The sequence below is a fragment of the Dysgonomonas sp. GY617 genome, assembly GCF_015233815.1.
Taxonomy (GTDB): domain Bacteria; phylum Bacteroidota; class Bacteroidia; order Bacteroidales; family Dysgonomonadaceae; genus Dysgonomonas_A.
On record NZ_JADCLR010000001.1, the window covers coordinates 765,129 to 783,129 of the forward strand.

The following is an 18,001-nucleotide window of genomic DNA, read 5'->3' on the forward strand; positions in this document are numbered from 1 at the left end:
AATTTTTTATTTTATTGAACATCTATTCCTAAACTATCGCAAATAACTGCCTGACGGGCAAATACTCCATTGCGAGCCTGCTCAAAATAATAGGCTTTCGGGCTATCGTCTACATCTTGTTGTATCTCGTTTACACGAGGCAGCGGATGTAGGATACGTAGATTTTCGCGTGTGTTTGTCAGCATATCTTTGCGAAGAATATATACGTTTTTCACTTTTTCGTATTCCATCAAATCGGTAAAGCGTTCGCGTTGTACGCGAGTCATATATAAGATGTCTGATTCGTTTAGGATATCCTCCGAGAAATCGGCAGACTCTTCGTATTTAATATGGTGTTCGTCACAAAAGCGTTTATAAGTATCAGGAAGTTTAAGCTCCTCGGGTGCTACAAATCTGAATGTAGGGTTGAAGTGAGACATTCCTATAATCAAAGAATGCACTGTGCGCCCATATTTAAGATCGCCTACTATGGTAATGGTTTGATTTTCGAGTGTGCCTTGCGTTTTGTAAATAGAGTACATATCGAGCATGGTCTGAGTCGGATGCTGATTGGCTCCGTCACCTGCATTGATTATAGGTACAGTCGATAGTTCCGAAGCATAGCGTGCAGCACCTTCAAGATGGTGTCGCATGACAATAAGATCGGCATAGTTGTTTACCATAGCTATGGTATCTTTTAGAGTTTCGCCTTTAGTCGAACTAGTCGTCGAAACGTCCGAGAAGCCGATAATGCGTCCACCTAGTCGATGAACAGCAGTCTCGAAACTTAGACGGGTACGTGTGGATGGTTCAAAGAAAAGTGTTGCACATACTTTTCCTTCCAGAAGGCGACGATTGGGGTTTTCGTCAAATTTCTCTGCTAATTGAAGTATCCTGATTATATCATCTTTCGTATAATCGGTAATCGAAACCAAACTCTTATTTTCCATATACAACCGAATTTATAAATTAAGGCATCAAACCTTTTTATTGCATTAAAGCACTAACTGTTACTTTGAGATCAAAAAAAACCTCGAAAAATAAATTTTCCGAGGGTATATTATATGAATGAAAAATGAAAACTCAATCTAAAGAATGATTTTTGTAAATGCATTACGTGTAGGTTTGGATGATCACTTCTCATTGCTACTTTTTTTCTGGAAACAAATATATCAATTTTTGGTCTATGATCTTTTGTTTTAGGAGAAATTTTTTCATTCAAATTAATATTGAGCGTATGTAAGTCTGTAATTAGCTATTTGAAGGTTGTTACGGATTATGGTTCTCATGATGTGGAAAATATTAAATAGGTTTCATCCTACTCTGTTTTTAATCTTATCATACTTTTATTATATAGGAAAATCTTAACTTTGTGTCTTCAAAAAACAGTAAATATATGTCATGTATCTTAAATATAGAAACTGCAACTCCTGTATGTTCGGTAGCAGTTTCAAGTAATGGTAAAATTGTATTCGAAAGAGAAAATACCGAAGGGCCTTCTCATGCAAGTCTATTAGGTGTATTTGTAGCCGATGCTATGGCAGAGGTAAGAGCTTTAGGTCTTACGTTGGATTCAGTATCGGTAAGTTGTGGTCCCGGATCTTATACCGGCCTAAGGATTGGAGTTTCGGAGGCAAAAGGTCTTTGTTATGGTTTGGGTATCCCGATGATAGCTATTAAAACACCTCTGGTTTTAACTCAAAAGGTTATTGAGACAGAAGAACTAGAAGCTAATACGCTTTTATGCCCTATGATAGATGCTCGCCGTATGGAGGTATACGCTGCTTTGTACGACAAGGAGTTGAAGGTAGTGAGAGATATTGCTGCTGATATTGTAGAAAGTGACTCTTATGCAGAGTATCTGTCTAACTCGAAAGTTTTATTCTTTGGTAATGGAGCAGATAAATGCGATGATTGTATTACAGATAGTAACGCTCGTTTCGTGAAGGGTATGTATCCTTCTGCCAGATATATGGTTCGGTTGTCGGAAGAAGCATATGCTGCTAAGCAATTTGTAGATTCTGCTTATTTTGAACCTTTTTACCTGAAAGATTTTGTAGCTACAACTCCTAAAAAGAATATTTTTTAGTCAATTTATCTATTGGTTGTTTAACTTTTTCCTCTTTGGTCTGTTATATAGGCAATCGAGAATAAAACACAATCATGAGATTTGAGAAATCATTATTTAAATTAGAAAGAATATTTTATATGCCTCTTTTAGTGGGGGAATTAATCGAAGGTAAGTTTCGAAAAAAAATAAATTGTAGGAGGAAGAATATTTCAAGATGGAATGTTCTTCCTTTTCGTTTTTAGAATAGGTTATTTGTTGAAAGATTTCTTTTGTTTTTATATTAAAAAGCATGTTTTTTTTATATTGTTATAATGATACTTTATTCTCTTTATTAGTATATTTGAAATAGAAAAATGACTTTAAAAAACTAGTCTTATATGGATATTAACAACATTTTGTCATCCTTGGAAGCTAAGCATCCCGGAGAAGTAGAATACATTCAAGCAGTAAGAGAAGTATTAATCTCAATAAAAGATGTTTATGAACAACATCCCCAATTTGAGAAAGCCCAGATCATAGAGAGGCTTGTAGAGCCCGACCGTGTTCTTATGTTTAAAGTGCCTTGGGTTGATGATAAAGGTGCTATCCATGTAAATATTGGTTATAGGGTTCAATTCAATAATGCAATAGGTCCATATAAAGGAGGTTTGAGATTTCACCCTTCTGTAAATCTATCGATTATGAAGTTTTTAGGTTTCGAGCAAACCTTTAAGAATGCTCTCACTACTTTACCAATGGGTGGAGCTAAAGGTGGTTCGGACTTCAACTGTAAAGGTAAATCTGATGGAGAGGTGATGCGTTTTTGCCAATCTTTTATGTTAGAGTTATGGCGTAACATAGGACCCGATACCGATGTGCCAGCCGGAGATATAGGTGTTGGTGCCCGCGAAATAGGATATTTATATGGTATGTATAAAAAACTGGCTCGTGAAAATACAGGTGCTTTCACAGGAAAAGGAATTGAGTACGGAGGTTCTCTTATTCGTCCCGAAGCTACAGGATTTGGAGGTCTTTATTTTGTAAAAGAGATGCTTGCAGGCAAAGGAATCAGCCTTGTCGGTAAAACTGTTGCTATATCCGGATTTGGTAATGTAGCTTGGGGGGCAGCTCTTAAAGCGACGGAATTAGGTGCTAAGGTAGTTACGATCTCGGGTCCCGATGGTTATATTCATGACCCCGAGGGTCTTTCTCCTAAAAAGATAGACTATATGCTTGAATTGCGGTATACAGGTGAGGATATTGTAGCACCTTATGCAAAGGCTTTTCCTGAAGCGAAGTTTTATGAAGGAAAACGCCCTTGGGAACAAAAAGTGGATATAGCTCTTACTTGTGCCATTCAGAATGAATTGGGTGAAGAGGATGCAAAACTGCTTTTAGCCAATGGAGTGCAGTGTGTAGCCGAAATTTCGAATATGGGTTGTACTGAAGAAGCAATAAAGTTGTTTATTGATAATAAAATTCTTTTTGCACCGGGTAAGGCAGTTAATGCGGGTGGAGTAGCAACATCAGGTTTGGAAATGACTCAGAACGCTATGCATTATCAATGGACTGCGGAGGAAGTAGATCAAAAACTGCATCAAATAATGTATAGCATCCACGAACAGTGTGTAAAACATGGAACCGAGAGCGATGGATATATTAATTATGTGAAAGGTGCAAATATTGCCGGATTTATGAAAGTTGCGAGAGCAACTATTAGTCAGGGAATAGTATAATGAAAAACGAGTAATTTATAGTAATTTATAATTAAAAGCCTTTGCTCATATATTTGAGCAAAGGCTTTTTTATTGAGCTTGAATTTTATATATAATTTGTTCCAATTTCTTAGGGGTAAGTATTTCTTGAGTATGGAATTTTCCATCTATAAATACGCTATATGTTGTTACAGGGCAAAAATGGGATTGCGCTTCCTCCCGTGACTTTATTTGGTGTGTGCGAACAGAAATATCAGATGATAATATTACAGGCTTTAGAAGCTCTATATAAGGAATTGTAAAAGGGCATTGTGCAGTGTAAAATATATCGATGCCTTTTATCTCCTCAGGAAAGCCTTTTTTCGCAGAATCAGTGAAGGTCGGTAATTCTGCATCATTCTCAAAGCGTTTAGCAACAAGTTCAAAATAGGGTGGGGCTGAGTCAACTACTTCATAACCAGATTTTAGATAGAATGATTTATCAGACAAAAACGGTTTCTTTTTATTTGCTGTTAAAACAACAATTCCTTTCATTCCGAGGCTTTTTGCTTCATCTTCGCATTCTTTCAATAATTCAGAGCCGTAACCATTACCTTTGAAGCTCCCCGATACCCAATGACAGTTTATAAGCATATATCCTTTTGCTTTGATTGGTAACCATCCCTTTTCAACGGGGATATATTCAATAAATACCTTACCTCGGGCATTCAATTTCTTAAATTTCAGTCCTTCGGGGATTCTGTCTTTGAGCCATTCTTTCTTGGCGGCTATTCCGATAGCACTTGTTTTACTGTCTATGGCACAGCAAATATGCTCTTTTATTAGATTATTGAGGTCAATCGTTATTATATCCATATTTAAATTCCGTTGATAATGAGGTAAATGTACTAATTATTCTACGAATTTTTGAATAATAATAAACTGTTTTCTGATAATAATGGCGATGCTTTTTGATTGTAATTTTCATCTCTATTTTTGCCATTTTACTGTAAATTTAATATTGCCCATTTCATCGATATTTAGATTGTAGATATAATATTCTATATGTCTATATTATTTCTAGTAATTAGATTGTTATCTGTTAAATTGTTTATTTCTTAAAAATGAATCATTATGAGACTTTTAGATTGTTAAATAATGCCGATGAAATCAACTGATTTGGATGAATATGGTTGCTTTGTATCCTTCTAATAATAGCTTTTTTCAGAAACAAAGATATTTCATATATTTAGAGACTTATTTGAGTCTTTAAAATGAAGAAAATTAATTTATATAGGTATTTTTTGCTTGTTTAAATTAGAAAATTGCTGTTTCGATGGAAAGGGACTATTTAGTTTTTGTGTTTTGTTTGTTTGTTGATAGTGAATAAGTGTTATATTGCTGTTTTGTAGTATGTTAAAATATATCTTGCTATTTGGATTATTTTTGATTGTTGGTATATAATAAGCCTTTTATATTCCTAACTATACGCTTTTAGCGGTATTTGGTGCATTTTTATTCAAGTTTTCCTGTTTTCGTTCCGTTTGACTAATTTATACTTAATATTTTATGTGTGTTATACTAATATATATAAATATGATATCATATAATATAGTGATATATTATACAGGTTCTAATGAGTTTCATCTTGTTTATTATGAGGTGATTATGTGTGTTGTTGTTCTGTGAATGTTATTGATGGAAGATATTTGTTGTATTCTAATCCATATAAGAAAGAGCTAGGGGATATAAGAATAGGGAAGCGGTTTTGTAAAACATAATATGAACTATAACTAGTCTGGGCTTGTTTATCATAAGTAAATAGGAAGTCGTTGTCGGCTCCACCTCTAAAAATATAACTTATGTCAGAGACTAGAGATGATTCTGTTGAACAACAAAGGTTGCAGGAATTGAAAAAATTAAAGAGAGAAAATAGACGTCGTAGAGGAATGCTGCTTATCGCTGCATTGCAAATCAGTTCATTAATAGCTTTCTATTATTTGGGACGCTCATCTCAAAGAAAGGATTGAATTTCGGCTACTATTAGTCTACTATTTTTCGAATATAAGAACTATCGTTTATTCAATCTAGAAGAAAGGAAATAAAAAACAGCACTTCTCTGGAAAACAGAGAAGTGCTGTTTGTAATATATATAGTTCTTTTAATTTCGGAACTCTAATTCACCATCTTTTATATCTACAGTGATAGGGTTTGACTTATCTACTGACTGAGCCAATAATCGCTTAGACAGAGTGTCAAGTACCTGACGTTGTATTACACGTTTCACAGGACGGGCTCCGAACTCAGGATCGTATCCTTTGTGAGCAATCCATGAGATGGCTTCGTCCGAAAATTCAAGTCTAACACCGTTTCCTTTAAGGAGTTTTACAAGACCTTCCAATTGAATCTTGACTACCTTTTCGATATCTTTTTCAGTTAAAGGCTCAAACATGATTATCTCATCAATACGATTCAAAAACTCTGGACGAATATTGGCTTTCAACATACTTAAGACTTCTTTCTTAGTAGTCTCTACAACTTCATCGTGATTTTCGGGAGTGATTGTTGCAAAATTTTCTCTGATTAATCCCGATCCCATATTTGAGGTCATGATGATAATTGTATTCTTGAAATTAACTACACGTCCTTTATTGTCAGTCAAACGTCCGTCATCCAATACTTGTAGTAAGATGTTAAATACATCTGGATGTGCTTTTTCGATCTCATCGAACAGTACTACCGAGTATGGTTTACGGCGAATAGCCTCAGTCAATTGTCCGCCTTCGTCATATCCGACATATCCGGGAGGCGCTCCAATCAGACGAGTTGCGCTGAATTTTTCTTGATACTCGCTCATGTCGATACGGGTCATCATATTTTCATCGTCGAATAGAAACTCAGCTAATGCTTTTGCTAACTCGGTTTTACCGACTCCAGTTGTGCCCAAAAAGATAAATGATCCTATGGGGCGTTTAGGGTCTTGTAAGCCTGCACGACTACGACGAATAGCATTCGAGATTCCTATAATAGCTTCATTTTGACCAACTACTCGTTCGTGAAGCTCGTCTTCCAAATGTAGCAATTTCTCGCGTTCGCTTTGTAGCATCTTGTTGACAGGTATGCCAGTCCAGCGAGATACTACATCGGCTATGTCAAAAGCATCTACTTCTTCTTTTACCATTGCAGTGCTTCCTTGCATACCGTGCAATTGAGACTGCAATTTGTCTATTTCGCTTTCGAGTTCTTTTATTTTACCATATCGCAATTCGGCTACCTTTCCGTAATCTCCTTCGCGTTCGGCTTTGTCTGCTTGAAACTTAGCGTCTTCAATCTCTATTTTATTGTGCTGAATTTTATTTATGACATCTTTTTCGGATTGCCATTTGGCTCTTAAATCTTTTTCCTCTTCTTTCAGAAGGCTGATTTCTTTACTAAGTTGAGCTTCTTTATCTTTGTCGTTTTCGCGTTTGATAGCTTCACGTTCAATTTCTAATTGTTTGATACGGCGGCTTTTTTCGTCTAATTCTTCAGGTACAGAGTCAACTTCCATACGTAGTTTAGCAGCAGCTTCGTCCATCAAGTCGATAGCTTTGTCTGGTAAAAAACGATCGGTTATATAACGGCTCGATAGCTGAACTGCCGAAATAATAGCCTCGTCTTTGATACGTACCTGATGATGGTTTTCGTACTTCTCTTTCAATCCCCTAAGGATAGAGATAGTATCTAATTCGCTTGGTTCGTCTACCATTACAATTTGGAAACGACGTTCGAGTGCTTTATCTTTTTCGAAATATTTTTGATATTCGTCTAAAGTTGTTGCACCGATAGAGCGTAATTCGCCACGAGCTAAAGCCGGTTTTAAAATATTGGCAGCATCCATTGCTCCTTCTCCTTTACCTGCTCCTACAAGAGTGTGTATTTCGTCGATGAAAAGGATGATTTCGCCTTCGGCTTTGGTTACTTCGTTTACAACAGATTTAAGACGTTCTTCAAATTCTCCTTTATATTTAGCGCCTGCTATTAAAGCACCCATATCTAGTGAATAGATTTGTTTGCTTTTTAAGTTTTCGGGCACATCGCCACGGATAATCCGATAGGCTAATCCTTCGGCTATGGCTGTTTTACCTGTACCAGGTTCGCCTATAAGAATAGGATTGTTTTTAGTACGACGGCTTAAAATCTGCAATACGCGACGGATTTCTTCGTCACGACCAATCACAGGATCGAGTTTGCCATCTCTGGCTCTTTGAGTTAAGTTGATTGCAAATTTCTCGAGTGACTGATAAGTGTCTTCTGCCGATTGGCTATCTACCTTGCTGCCTTTTCTTAATTCTATGATAGCTTGCTGTAATCCGTTTTCAGTAATGCCTGCATCTTTCATTATCTGAGAAGCAGTGCTCTTTTCAGCTAGTATTCCTAATAGAATATGCTCAATTGATACATACTGATCGTCCATTTTTTTTGCTAGATCAGACGCTTTTTGTAGTGCTGTGTTACTCTCTCTGCTCAAATAGGGTTCGCCTCCCATCACCTTTGGATAGGATTCTATTTGTCTTTCGAGAAGAATAGTTAGGTTCTGAGGATTTACTCCTTGTTTTTGAAAGAGAAAATTCACAATATTATCGCCTGTTAAAATAGCAGATAATAGTATGTGGCTAGTTTCTACTGCTTGTTGATTTCTCTCTCTAACGATCTCAATTGCTTTTTGTAAAGTTTCTTGAGATTTAATAGTAAAGTTATTGAAATTCATATATTATATCTCCTTTCTTTATTTCGTTTGTATTCTATTTTAGTAGCTATTCTGCAAATAATTTGCCATTGCTTGTTTTGTGTCAAAATGTCAGTAGTAGCGATTCTAAAATGAAAAAGCATAACCTTATAGGGCTATGCTTCAACTATATTTTGCATTGTTACTGTCTTATTGTTGTAATGCTTTGTCAATAGCTCCTTTAGCCAAAGGTTCCATAATGTGGTATCCTTTTATTTTAGGATGAACCCCATCGTCTCCGTATTTTACATCCAAACCATTGTTTTTGTCTTTAAGTGCCGAGTGATAATCGATATACGGAATGCTGTTTGCATCAGCATAATTTATTATTCTGGTATTGAGATCTATAACTTTATTAGCTACATCTGGAATATCAGGACTCCATCTGTATTGCTTAGTTGGTAAAAGTAATCCCAGAACAACTTTTATGTTATTAGCTTGTGCCAATTGAACCATCAAAATTATGTTCCCCAAAGTAATTTCAGGATTATATGTATCTGCACCTTCGGCAATATCATTTGTGCCTGCATTTATAACAACCAGACGGGGTTTTAGTTTAATAACATCTTCTCTCATTCTGAGCAGAATTTGTTAACTTGTTTGTCCGCTTATACCTCGCCCGATATAATTATTGTTGATGAAAAAATCGCGGTCTAAGCCCACCCAGTTTTCGGTAATAGAATTTCCTATAAAAACTGCGTCTATTTGCTTCGTAGATTCCATGAGTTCTTTGTTATTAGCTTGATAACGATTTGTATTTGCCCAATCTTTGTTTTGTGCGGTAGCTGTTATTGTTGTGAAAAATAAGGTAGAATAGAAAAGTGTCTTTTGTAGTATCGATCTCATCTTTAATTCATTTTTTTATCGCTGATAAAGGTAGAAAAATATGATTACAAGATTTCGACTTCTGAGAAGAAAAAAGTGGGATTCTCACCTTATTGATATTCTATTTACTCTTGAAGTTTTAAGATTAGTATAGATATTGTAAAATTGATCTTTAAAATATTAAAGTTTATCTGAAATCGGAGGGGTATCTCCAGATAATATCTATAATGTCATACCTTTGAGTCTAAATTGTATATTTATTTTGATATGATTCAGCCCCAACAACATATAAAGTATCTGATAGTAGAAGATGAACGATTGGCATACGAGGAGCTAAAGCGAATGGTAAGCAAATTGAGACCCGAATACATTTTTTCGGAACGAGCGGAGACTGTTGAGCAAACAATCTCTTTTCTTCGAAACCATAAGGTAGATCTTATTTTATTGGATATACGGTTGGCGGATGGAGACTGCTTCGAAATATTTAATCATGTTTCGGTTTCTACCCCTGTTATTTTTACTACTGCTTATGATGAGCATGCGGTGCAAGCTTTTAAATTGAATAGTATTGATTATTTATTGAAACCCATTGAAGAAAACGATTTGAGAGATGCTTTGATAAAATATGAGCAATTCTATCAGTCGAAACAAACTTCTTTTGATTATAAACAGTTGGGAGAAGTAATAACTCAAAAGGTAAAGAGCCGTTTTCTTATTCAAAGGGGAGATTCTTATTTTTATATTGAAGCAAAGGATATTGCGTTTTTTTATAGTGAAGATAAGGCTGTCTTTCTACATTCGTTTGATAACAAACGCTATATTATAGATTATACTTTGGATGAATTGGAGAAACTTCTCGAAAAATCGATTTTCTTTCGGGCTTCACGTAATTGCATCACCAATATAAAGGCAATACGCGATATATCTAAGTATTTTAATAGCCGTCTCAAACTTTCCTTTCAGCCCGAATGTCCTCATGAAGTTCTGGTTAGTAGAATACGGGTTGCTGACTTTTTGAAGTGGGTCGATGGAATTGTATAATAAAAAGAAATGGGTTATGGCAAACAGTAAAAAAGGCAATATTATAATTTTTATAATCATTATTGCTTCTTTTGAATTCTTGTTTGAGTGGATATATTATGTCATGACCGGACTGGATGACGAGAGTTTTTATAAGGGACTTATTTCTGACCTACCTTTTGTGTTAATTATGGCATTTGTAAGCCTATTGATTGTTCATACATCAAATAAGTATTTCAAATACAAAGACAATATATACATACGTGTTAGTTTTGAGTTATTTGTGTCTCTTATTTTTGCTTGTACATATTCTTTTCTGCTTAATTATGTGTTTGGAAATTTGTTTTTTGAAGAGGCAGTTTATCCCGAGCTTCCATCTCTTATTATATTGGTATTGGGCAATTCCTTTATAATTCTTGTGCTTGAGTTATTTTTTTATAATCAACGTCAATTAGAATCTCAAAGACACATTGCTGTCATAGAGAAGGAAAAAATAGAGTATTTGTACTCTACTTTAAAAACTCAGGTACATCCGCATTTTTTATTCAATAGTCTGAATGTTTTATCCTCGTTGATATTCGAAGATCCTCAAAGAGCAAATATATATACTAAGAAGTTATCGAACGTGTATAGATACTTTTTGTCGACCAATACTCAGAAAAGCGTATTGGTGAAGGATGAAATATCTTTTGTTGAATCTTATCTTTATTTGTTGTTGATAAGATTTGAAGATGCTTTGGAAATAAATATAACGGGAAACAGAGAGATACAAAAACAGGTAATACCTGTGAGTATTCAGTTATTGATTGAAAATGCAATAAAGCACAATGTTGTATCTGTCGATAGACCTCTTCTTGTAGAGGTAAACATAACTTCAGAATGTATAGAAGTAACAAATAACATGCAACCGCGTCTTAATGTAGAAGAGAGTGGGCATGGATTGAGCAATCTGCAAAAACAGTATACATTATATGGTAAAGAAATAGAGGTTTCGAAGACTACAAGCCAGTTTGTTGTGAGAATTCCATATCTATAAAATAACATAGAAATTTCGCAGCTTGTCCCGTAAATAATGTAGTTCGTCGATAATCTCTTTAAAGTTAGGTTTATTTGTTATTCTTTTGTAGAAGAAATAGAAAGGTAACTTCTTAATCTGGATTTTATTTAAAAGTAAAAGCATACCAATTTTTCAGAGGTATCCCTGTTGTTACGTTATGCTTATATATTATTTCTTGCGAGAGCAATAAGGTGACACATTGATTATATCAATTATATTTATAAACAAAATGAGAGAGTTTAACGTAATTTAGCTGTTAAAAGTTAGTCTTTTAATATCTTTGCGGCTCCGAAAGAATTTCTGACGATAGAATGACATCTAATTTTAATTACTATATGAGCAAGTTTTTTAGGCTAAGTTTTGGGTTTATCCTATTATTTTTATTGCCAATCTCGGCAATCGCACAAAACTATACTGTACAAGGCAAGATTGTAGACGAAAAGACAAAAGAGGCTCTTGCAGGAGTGCCTGTCGGAGTACTTGAAAAATCTGCAACGGGCGTTTTTACTAACAATAATGGTGAGTACAAGATCACTCTACCCAAGGGAAACTATTCTTTGATTGTTAGATACGTAGGTTATGAAGATAAAAAAGTGAAGATTTCTTTAACCAAAGATATTGTAGAGAATATATCTCTTGAATCGTCCTCTATCGATTTGAACGAAGTGGTAGTTTCATCGCGAAGAGTAGATGAGAATGTTGCAGGCGTACAAACTGGTGTTGAGAAAATGAGTATTCAGGAAATAAATCAATTACCTGTATTATTTGGTGAGCGTGATGTTGTAAAAGCTATACAATTGATGCCAGGTGTTAAATCGGCTGGAGAAGGCGGAACGGGTTTTTATGTTCGTGGAGGTAGTTCTGACCAGAATCTAGTGTTGCTTGACAACGTAGGTGTATATAATGCCTCTCACTTAATGGGTTTCTTCTCGGCGTTTAACTCAGATATGGTAAGAGATGTTACCTTATATAAGGGTGCTTTACCTGCACAATATGGAGAGCGTTTATCTTCGATTCTGGATGTTCAAATGCGTGATGGTGATAATCAAGACTATCATATGAGTGGAGGCTTAGGTCTTATTTCTTCTAAATTGAATGTGGAAGGTCCTATCAAAAAAGGAAAATCGAGCTTTGTAATAGGGGCTAGACGTACTTATGCTGATGTGATAGCTCGTGCATTGGGGTCGGAAGATATCAAGAATACAACCTTGTATTTTTATGACTTAAATATGAAGTTGAATTTTCAGCTTTCCGATAAAGACCGTTTGACATTTACAGGTTACTCGGGTAAAGATAAATTGGGAATATCTGATGTGGTTGATACAGACTGGGGTAATACGGTTGGAACTGTAAAGTGGACTCGTATAATGAACCACAAGTGGAATTCTTCGACTGCTTTAATTTACAACAGATATGCATACAATGTAGCTGTGGATATGAATCAGGATTTGCGTATATCGTCTCTAATAAATGATTATGCATTGAAACAAGAGTTTTCTTTTCAACAGAGTCAAAAATCTACTTGGAAATTCGGACTTCATACAACCTATCATGATATGGCTCCCGGAAAATTCGATGTGTCGGAAGATAAAGGTGTTTCTAAACATTTGAAAAATAGATATACATGGGAAAATGGTATTTATGCTTCAAACACACTTAAAGCTACTGATCGTCTCGAAATAATGTACGGACTTAGATTATCTGCATTTTCGGTTTTAGGTGCAGGCGATTTTTATAACTTAGATGATAATCATGAAGTTATTGATACTGTATCTTATAAAACGGGTGAGTTTGTGAAAACATACTTAAACTTAGAGCCTCGTGTATCTACTGCTTATAGGTTGAATGATGAGTCGTCGATAAAAGCAGCATATGCACGTACTACTCAAAGTATGCACTTGCTGTCTAATCCAACCTTTGCTTCACCTTTCGATCGTTGGGTATCAACATCTAACAATATAAAACCTCAGATTGCTGATCAGTTTACATTGGGATATTTCCGTAACTTTGCAAACAATCTTTTTGAATTTAGTGCAGAAGTGTACTATAAGGATATGAGAAATCAAATTGATTTTAAAGATAATGCAGATACATTTACGAATGATGATGTAGAGACAGAGCTTTTATTTGGAAAGGGTAGAGCTTATGGTATTGAACTTATGTTTAAGAAACGTGTTGGACGATTGAGCGGATGGATTGGTTATACTTTATCAAAATCTGAGAAACAAATAGATGGTATCAACAATAATAAATGGTACGATGCAGTTCAAGACAGAACTCACGATATTTCGTTGGTGGCAGTGTATAATCTGAATGAGAAATGGACACTTTCGGGTGCTTGGATTTATTATACAGGAAATGCGGTTACTTATCCAAGTGGAAAATATCAGGTAGATGGTAAAGAGGTTGTATATTATACTGAAAGAAATGGTTACAGAGCTCCCGATTATCACCGTTTAGATTTAGGTGCTACTTGTGTATTGAAAAAAACAAAGAAATTCTACTCAGAACTAGCATTTAGTCTATACAATGCATATGGTCGCGAAAATGCTTACATGATTGAGTTTAGAACCAATGATGACGATCCTTCGAAATCTACGGCATATCAGTACTCTCTGTTCCGTTTTGTACCATCTGTTTCATGGAATTTCAAATTCTAAATTTCATACCTTCTTATAAATTTGATAAGTATATAATCATACTATTTTATAAATAAAAGTTCAAATAAAATATGAATATCAATAAATATATAACAATAATTGCAGCAGCAGTATCACTTTTTATGTTCACTTCTTGTGAGAAAGAAATAGAGGTTGATCTTCATTCTGCTGAACCAAAGCTGGTAATAGAAGGTCTTATTACACCCAATACATTGCCTACTGTTAGACTTACTATGTCGAAAGAGTTTAACTCCGATAATACATTCGATCCAGTTTTAGGAGCTATTGTTTCTGTATCGGACGATAAGGGTAATTCTGAAATTTTAGAGATTGATACTGATGGCATTTATAGAGCATCGTATATGTTGGGCGTTCCCGGACGTACTTACAATCTGAAAGTGAATGTTGAAGGACAAGAATATACTGCATCATCTACAATGTCTCCACATACTGTGAAGATCGATTCCACTACGTTGTATTATATTCCGTTGTTTAAATATCCATTTCCGATGATTCACTTTCAAGATCCTAAAGGATCGAAGAATTATTACAGAGAGCTGTTGTATATAAACGGCAAACGTAAGAAGCTGGATGAGGATGCAACAGATACAGACGATCGTGAGGGTTTCTATATGAGCCGTATTGTTCCTGCTTACAAAGAAAATGGCAGCGATGAAGATCCTATAAAGAAAGGCGATACTATTACCATAGAACATCAGTTGTTAGATAAAGGTGCATTTACTTTTTTTGAAACTTTGGGTAGAATAAGCTCTTCTCAAACTAATCCTACAAGTAATATTAAAGGTGGTGCTTTAGGATATTTCAGTGCATATACTTACGATCGTCAAACAATAATTGCCGATTGGACTGAATAAGGTTAATATCTCATTTTATACAAACAACCCCTTCAATTTTTTATTGCAAGGGGTTGCTTTTTTGATCAAAGTGTTATAACTTTGCACCCCAGATAAGGTTTTTCGCGCTGTATCCCAACATTAGGGAAGAGAATCGGGGATATATGCAAACCTTTTGTAAATTTTTGTTTTTACATGCCCTAATAGTTTAATGTAAAATTTAAATTATTTGAGTAATGAAGAAAAGTAGAATTTACTTAGGTCTTTTAGTTCTAGGTACAGCTTTTTGGGGAATCTCGTTCCCACTTGTTAAGGAAGGCATCTCTATCGTCCATCCATTTTCATTTTTAATGTATCGTTTCCTGCTTGCAGCACTGGTGTTGTCAATCTTGTTTTTTAAGCAATTGAAACAGATAAATTGGCAAACAATCAAATATGGTGTATGGGTAGGCATACCTCTGCTTTTGGCTATTTTATTACAAACAATAGGTTTGCAATATACATCGTCGGCCAATGCTTCTTTTATTTCGGGTATGGACGTATTGTTGATACCTATTCTTAAGTTTTGTGTATTTCGCAAATCTATTAAGCCCAAAACATGGCTTGCCTGTACGATGGCTTTAGCCGGTTTGTATGTAATTGCGATGACTTCTGCCGGTAGTGGCTTCAATAGAGGCGATATGTATGCTGTAGGTGGTGCAATAGCCTTTGCGGCTTATGTGTTGATGGTTGGAAAATACAATAACAAGGTAGAAACTATATCGTTGGTTATTGTGCAATTATATACTTGTACAATAGTATATGCGGTGTTGGCTTTTGCTACTGTCGATTTTAGTCACATGGCTTTGCCTATGGATTGGAATGTATGGAAGGCAGTTCTGTTTACCGGAATTTTTGCAACAGCTTATATGTATGGGATACAAAATGTTTCTCAAAAATATATAGAAGAAGAAAAAGTAGCACTTACTTATCTATGCGAACCCGTTTTTGCAACATTAGCGGCTTATGTATTGATTAGCGAACCTATTACAATACGTACCATTATAGGAGGAGGTCTTATATTGCTATCAATGTTTATTTCAGAATATAGATTTAAATATATTCCGTTTTTAAGGACTGCCGATAAGGTACATTAATGACAAAAGGAGATGAGGCTAAGGTTATTTTCATTACAGAAATCAATGTTTTCTTTGAATCCCTTGATGCTGTTATAGATAAAGGCTTTAGTTTCATCTTTTTCTGTCTGAGCACGCCACAGCATATCTATTTGTGTATTGGTTAATATTACTTTTTGCAATTCGTTAGATAGTAAAAGTATTTCGTTCGGAGAGATTGCTCCGGCTAAAGGAAAGGTCGCAACATCGGGTAATCCTAAATCTGGAAAATTGTTAAGCAAAACTTCAGCAACAGTTGTTTCGATACCAAAATCGGACTTGAGATAACTATCTATCATTTCAGTCTCATTATCTAGCTCTATATCTTGGTTGTATGGTAATTGTGGTCCCAAAAAAGCGAAAATAGAAATGAGAGCATACCAGTAGGCATGTGCAGAATGTTTCTTATAAGGTTCCCCATGTATTATCTGTCTAAGAGCTTCTTTGGTTGATACCTGATTCTCTAGATCTTGACTTGCATAATTTTTAAACACTTCATTATCTTGAATCTTATCGAATAATAATGAATCGTGTGAATCAAAAACTTTTCTAACCTGTTCAATATCGGCGGCGAACGAAAATATACAGTATCCCATAATATAATTAAAGTTTGGCGTTAAAAAAGTATTCGATTTTTTGCTAAGGGATGCAATATATGAAATATATTATTGACAATGATTTAAAAAAATGCTATTTTTGAACATATTTATAAAGCATGTTTTATTGTTTTTTTCTCATTTTCGGCTATTCTAAATGTCATAATGAAAGTTTGTTTTACCTTTGTAATGCGACAATAAATATATTTGAAATTAAATGAAAGTACTTAATGGATTACTTTAGAATTATCAAGAGTTTCTGGTTTTATACTTTCTTATAAATCAAAGAGTCTAGTACCTTAATTAATTAACGAAACGATGAAGCAATATATAGATTTAGTACAGCGTGTTTTGACCGAAGGGGTTCGAAAAGAAGATAGAACCGGTACAGGTACTATCAGCGTATTTGGGCATCAAAGCCGTTATAATATGGCAGATGGTTTTCCGATGCTTACTACTAAAAAATTACATTTAAAATCTATCGTTTACGAACTACTGTGGTTTTTAGCGGGTGATACTAATGCCAAATATTTGCAGGATAATGGTGTACGTATCTGGAACGAATGGGCTGATGAGAATGGCGATCTTGGACATATCTATGGATTTCAATGGCGTTCGTGGCCAGATTATAGCGGAGGACATATCGATCAGATTACCGAGGTTGTAAACACAATCAAGAATAATCCCGATTCGCGTCGTATAATAGTAAGTGCTTGGAATGTAGCTGATATTCCTAACATGAATTTACCGCCTTGTCATGCATTCTTTCAGTTCTATGTAGCAGATGGTAAACTAAGTTTGCAATTGTATCAGCGTAGTGCTGATATTTTCTTGGGAGTACCTTTCAATATTGCTTCTTATGCCTTGTTGCTCAAGATGATGGCTCAGGTTACTGGACTTGAAGCGGGAGATTTTGTGCATACTTTAGGAGATGCTCATATCTATACAAATCACATCGATCAGTTGAAAATGCAAATGGAACGCGAATTGCGTACTTTACCTCAAATGATTATCAACCCCGATGTAAAAAGTATATTCGATTTTAAATTCGAAGACTTCAAATTAGAAGGATACGATCCGCATCCACATATTAAAGGTGAGGTTGCTATATAATAGTATTAAGAGACAAATTTGAGGTGATCGGATTTGTCTCTTAATAAATTTGTAGTATATTTGCCATTGTGTAATAACTATTTACGTTCGGAATGACTAATTATTTAACAAACATATCGGTGATTAATAATCTAAAATTTAACTATTTAGGTTTGCCTATGTGCGTCGAAATATTAGAGAGAGAGAGAGAGAGAGAGAGAGAGAGAGAGAGAGAGAGAGAGAGAGACTAGT

The 18,001-nt window shown here is 35.0% G+C and carries 13 protein-coding genes and 1 pseudogene; 9 read left to right on the forward strand and 5 right to left on the reverse strand.

Annotated elements, in window-relative coordinates:
- Positions 1-11: 11 nt before the first annotated feature.
- Positions 12-929 carry an aspartate carbamoyltransferase gene (pyrB, locus tag IR022_RS03275; protein ID WP_194202571.1) on the reverse strand — a complete coding sequence of 306 codons (918 nt, stop codon included), beginning with the start codon at positions 927-929 and terminating at the stop codon, positions 12-14.
- Positions 930-1,375: 446 nt separating this feature from the next.
- On the opposite strand from pyrB, the gene tsaB reads away from it, so the two are divergent.
- Together tsaB and gdhA are read left to right on the forward strand one after the other, a co-directional pair.
- Positions 1,376-2,068 carry a tRNA (adenosine(37)-N6)-threonylcarbamoyltransferase complex dimerization subunit type 1 TsaB gene (gene tsaB / locus IR022_RS03280; RefSeq protein ID WP_194202572.1) on the forward strand — a complete coding sequence of 231 codons (693 nt, stop codon included), beginning with the start codon at positions 1,376-1,378 and terminating at the stop codon, positions 2,066-2,068.
- Positions 2,069-2,427: 359 nt separating this feature from the next.
- The gene (gene gdhA / locus IR022_RS03285) at positions 2,428-3,765 is read left to right on the forward strand and encodes an NADP-specific glutamate dehydrogenase (protein WP_194202573.1); all 1,338 of its coding nucleotides are present in this window, start codon (positions 2,428-2,430) and stop codon (positions 3,763-3,765) included.
- 69 nt (positions 3,766-3,834) lie between these two features.
- On the opposite strand, the gene IR022_RS03290 is transcribed toward gdhA, so the two are convergent.
- Positions 3,835-4,599 (reverse strand): GNAT family N-acetyltransferase, encoded by a 765-nt coding sequence (locus tag IR022_RS03290; protein WP_194202574.1) that lies wholly within the window; start codon positions 4,597-4,599, stop codon positions 3,835-3,837.
- Positions 4,600-5,585: 986 nt separating this feature from the next.
- On the opposite strand from IR022_RS03290, the gene IR022_RS03295 reads away from it, so the two are divergent.
- Positions 5,586-5,753: a hypothetical protein gene (locus tag IR022_RS03295; RefSeq protein ID WP_185099966.1), complete on the forward strand. Its 168-nt coding sequence runs from the start codon at positions 5,586-5,588 to the stop codon at positions 5,751-5,753.
- A gap of 131 nt (positions 5,754-5,884) precedes the next feature.
- Here IR022_RS03295 and clpB read toward each other — a convergent pair whose 3' ends face one another.
- Together clpB and IR022_RS20305 are read right to left on the reverse strand one after the other, a co-directional pair.
- Positions 5,885-8,473 carry an ATP-dependent chaperone ClpB gene (clpB, locus tag IR022_RS03300; protein ID WP_194202575.1) on the reverse strand — a complete coding sequence of 863 codons (2,589 nt, stop codon included), beginning with the start codon at positions 8,471-8,473 and terminating at the stop codon, positions 5,885-5,887.
- A 168-nt stretch (positions 8,474-8,641) separates the two neighbouring features.
- Positions 8,642-9,337, reverse strand: a pseudogene (locus IR022_RS20305) (GDSL-type esterase/lipase family protein).
- 246 nt (positions 9,338-9,583) lie between these two features.
- Here IR022_RS20305 and IR022_RS03310 point away from each other — a divergent pair.
- The 5 genes from IR022_RS03310 (at position 9,584) to IR022_RS03330 (ending at position 16,043) form a co-directional block, all read left to right on the forward strand.
- Positions 9,584-10,357 carry a LytR/AlgR family response regulator transcription factor gene (locus tag IR022_RS03310; RefSeq protein WP_194202576.1) on the forward strand — a complete coding sequence of 258 codons (774 nt, stop codon included), beginning with the start codon at positions 9,584-9,586 and terminating at the stop codon, positions 10,355-10,357.
- Between the two features lie 16 nt (positions 10,358-10,373).
- Positions 10,374-11,372: a sensor histidine kinase gene (locus IR022_RS03315; protein ID WP_194202577.1), complete on the forward strand. Its 999-nt coding sequence runs from the start codon at positions 10,374-10,376 to the stop codon at positions 11,370-11,372.
- A gap of 356 nt (positions 11,373-11,728) precedes the next feature.
- Complete coding sequence (locus IR022_RS03320; RefSeq protein WP_050710075.1) at positions 11,729-14,053, forward strand: TonB-dependent receptor; 2,325 nt, start codon at positions 11,729-11,731, stop codon at positions 14,051-14,053.
- Positions 14,054-14,124: 71 nt separating this feature from the next.
- The gene (locus tag IR022_RS03325; protein ID WP_194202578.1) at positions 14,125-14,928 is read left to right on the forward strand and encodes a DUF4249 domain-containing protein; all 804 of its coding nucleotides are present in this window, start codon (positions 14,125-14,127) and stop codon (positions 14,926-14,928) included.
- Between the two features lie 215 nt (positions 14,929-15,143).
- The gene (locus IR022_RS03330; protein WP_194202579.1) at positions 15,144-16,043 is read left to right on the forward strand and encodes a DMT family transporter; all 900 of its coding nucleotides are present in this window, start codon (positions 15,144-15,146) and stop codon (positions 16,041-16,043) included.
- Here the strand turns inward: IR022_RS03330 and IR022_RS03335 are convergent.
- Positions 16,040-16,657: a hypothetical protein gene (locus IR022_RS03335; RefSeq protein WP_050710066.1), complete on the reverse strand. Its 618-nt coding sequence runs from the start codon at positions 16,655-16,657 to the stop codon at positions 16,040-16,042. The genes IR022_RS03330 and IR022_RS03335 overlap by 4 nt on opposite strands.
- Before the next feature lie 318 nt (positions 16,658-16,975).
- On the opposite strand from IR022_RS03335, the gene IR022_RS03340 reads away from it, so the two are divergent.
- Complete coding sequence (locus tag IR022_RS03340) at positions 16,976-17,770, forward strand: thymidylate synthase (RefSeq protein ID WP_050710067.1); 795 nt, start codon at positions 16,976-16,978, stop codon at positions 17,768-17,770.
- Positions 17,771-18,001: the final 231 nt, after the last annotated feature.

Bases quoted from the DNA above. Each gene is read 5' to 3' on its own strand.
- pyrB (WP_194202571.1), bottom strand. From the start codon at position 929: ATGGAAAATAAGAGTTTGGTTTCGATTACCGATTATACGAAAGATGAT.
- tsaB (WP_194202572.1), top strand. From the start codon at position 1,376: ATGTCATGTATCTTAAATATAGAAACTGCAACTCCTGTATGTTCGGTA.
- gdhA (WP_194202573.1), top strand. From the start codon at position 2,428: ATGGATATTAACAACATTTTGTCATCCTTGGAAGCTAAGCATCCCGGA.
- IR022_RS03290 (WP_194202574.1), bottom strand. From the start codon at position 4,599: ATGGATATAATAACGATTGACCTCAATAATCTAATAAAAGAGCATATT.
- IR022_RS03295 (WP_185099966.1), top strand. From the start codon at position 5,586: ATGTCAGAGACTAGAGATGATTCTGTTGAACAACAAAGGTTGCAGGAA.
- clpB (WP_194202575.1), bottom strand. From the start codon at position 8,473: ATGAATTTCAATAACTTTACTATTAAATCTCAAGAAACTTTACAAAAA.
- IR022_RS03310 (WP_194202576.1), top strand. From the start codon at position 9,584: ATGATTCAGCCCCAACAACATATAAAGTATCTGATAGTAGAAGATGAA.
- IR022_RS03315 (WP_194202577.1), top strand. From the start codon at position 10,374: ATGGCAAACAGTAAAAAAGGCAATATTATAATTTTTATAATCATTATT.
- IR022_RS03320 (WP_050710075.1), top strand. From the start codon at position 11,729: ATGAGCAAGTTTTTTAGGCTAAGTTTTGGGTTTATCCTATTATTTTTA.
- IR022_RS03325 (WP_194202578.1), top strand. From the start codon at position 14,125: ATGAATATCAATAAATATATAACAATAATTGCAGCAGCAGTATCACTT.
- IR022_RS03330 (WP_194202579.1), top strand. From the start codon at position 15,144: ATGAAGAAAAGTAGAATTTACTTAGGTCTTTTAGTTCTAGGTACAGCT.
- IR022_RS03335 (WP_050710066.1), bottom strand. From the start codon at position 16,657: ATGGGATACTGTATATTTTCGTTCGCCGCCGATATTGAACAGGTTAGA.
- IR022_RS03340 (WP_050710067.1), top strand. From the start codon at position 16,976: ATGAAGCAATATATAGATTTAGTACAGCGTGTTTTGACCGAAGGGGTT.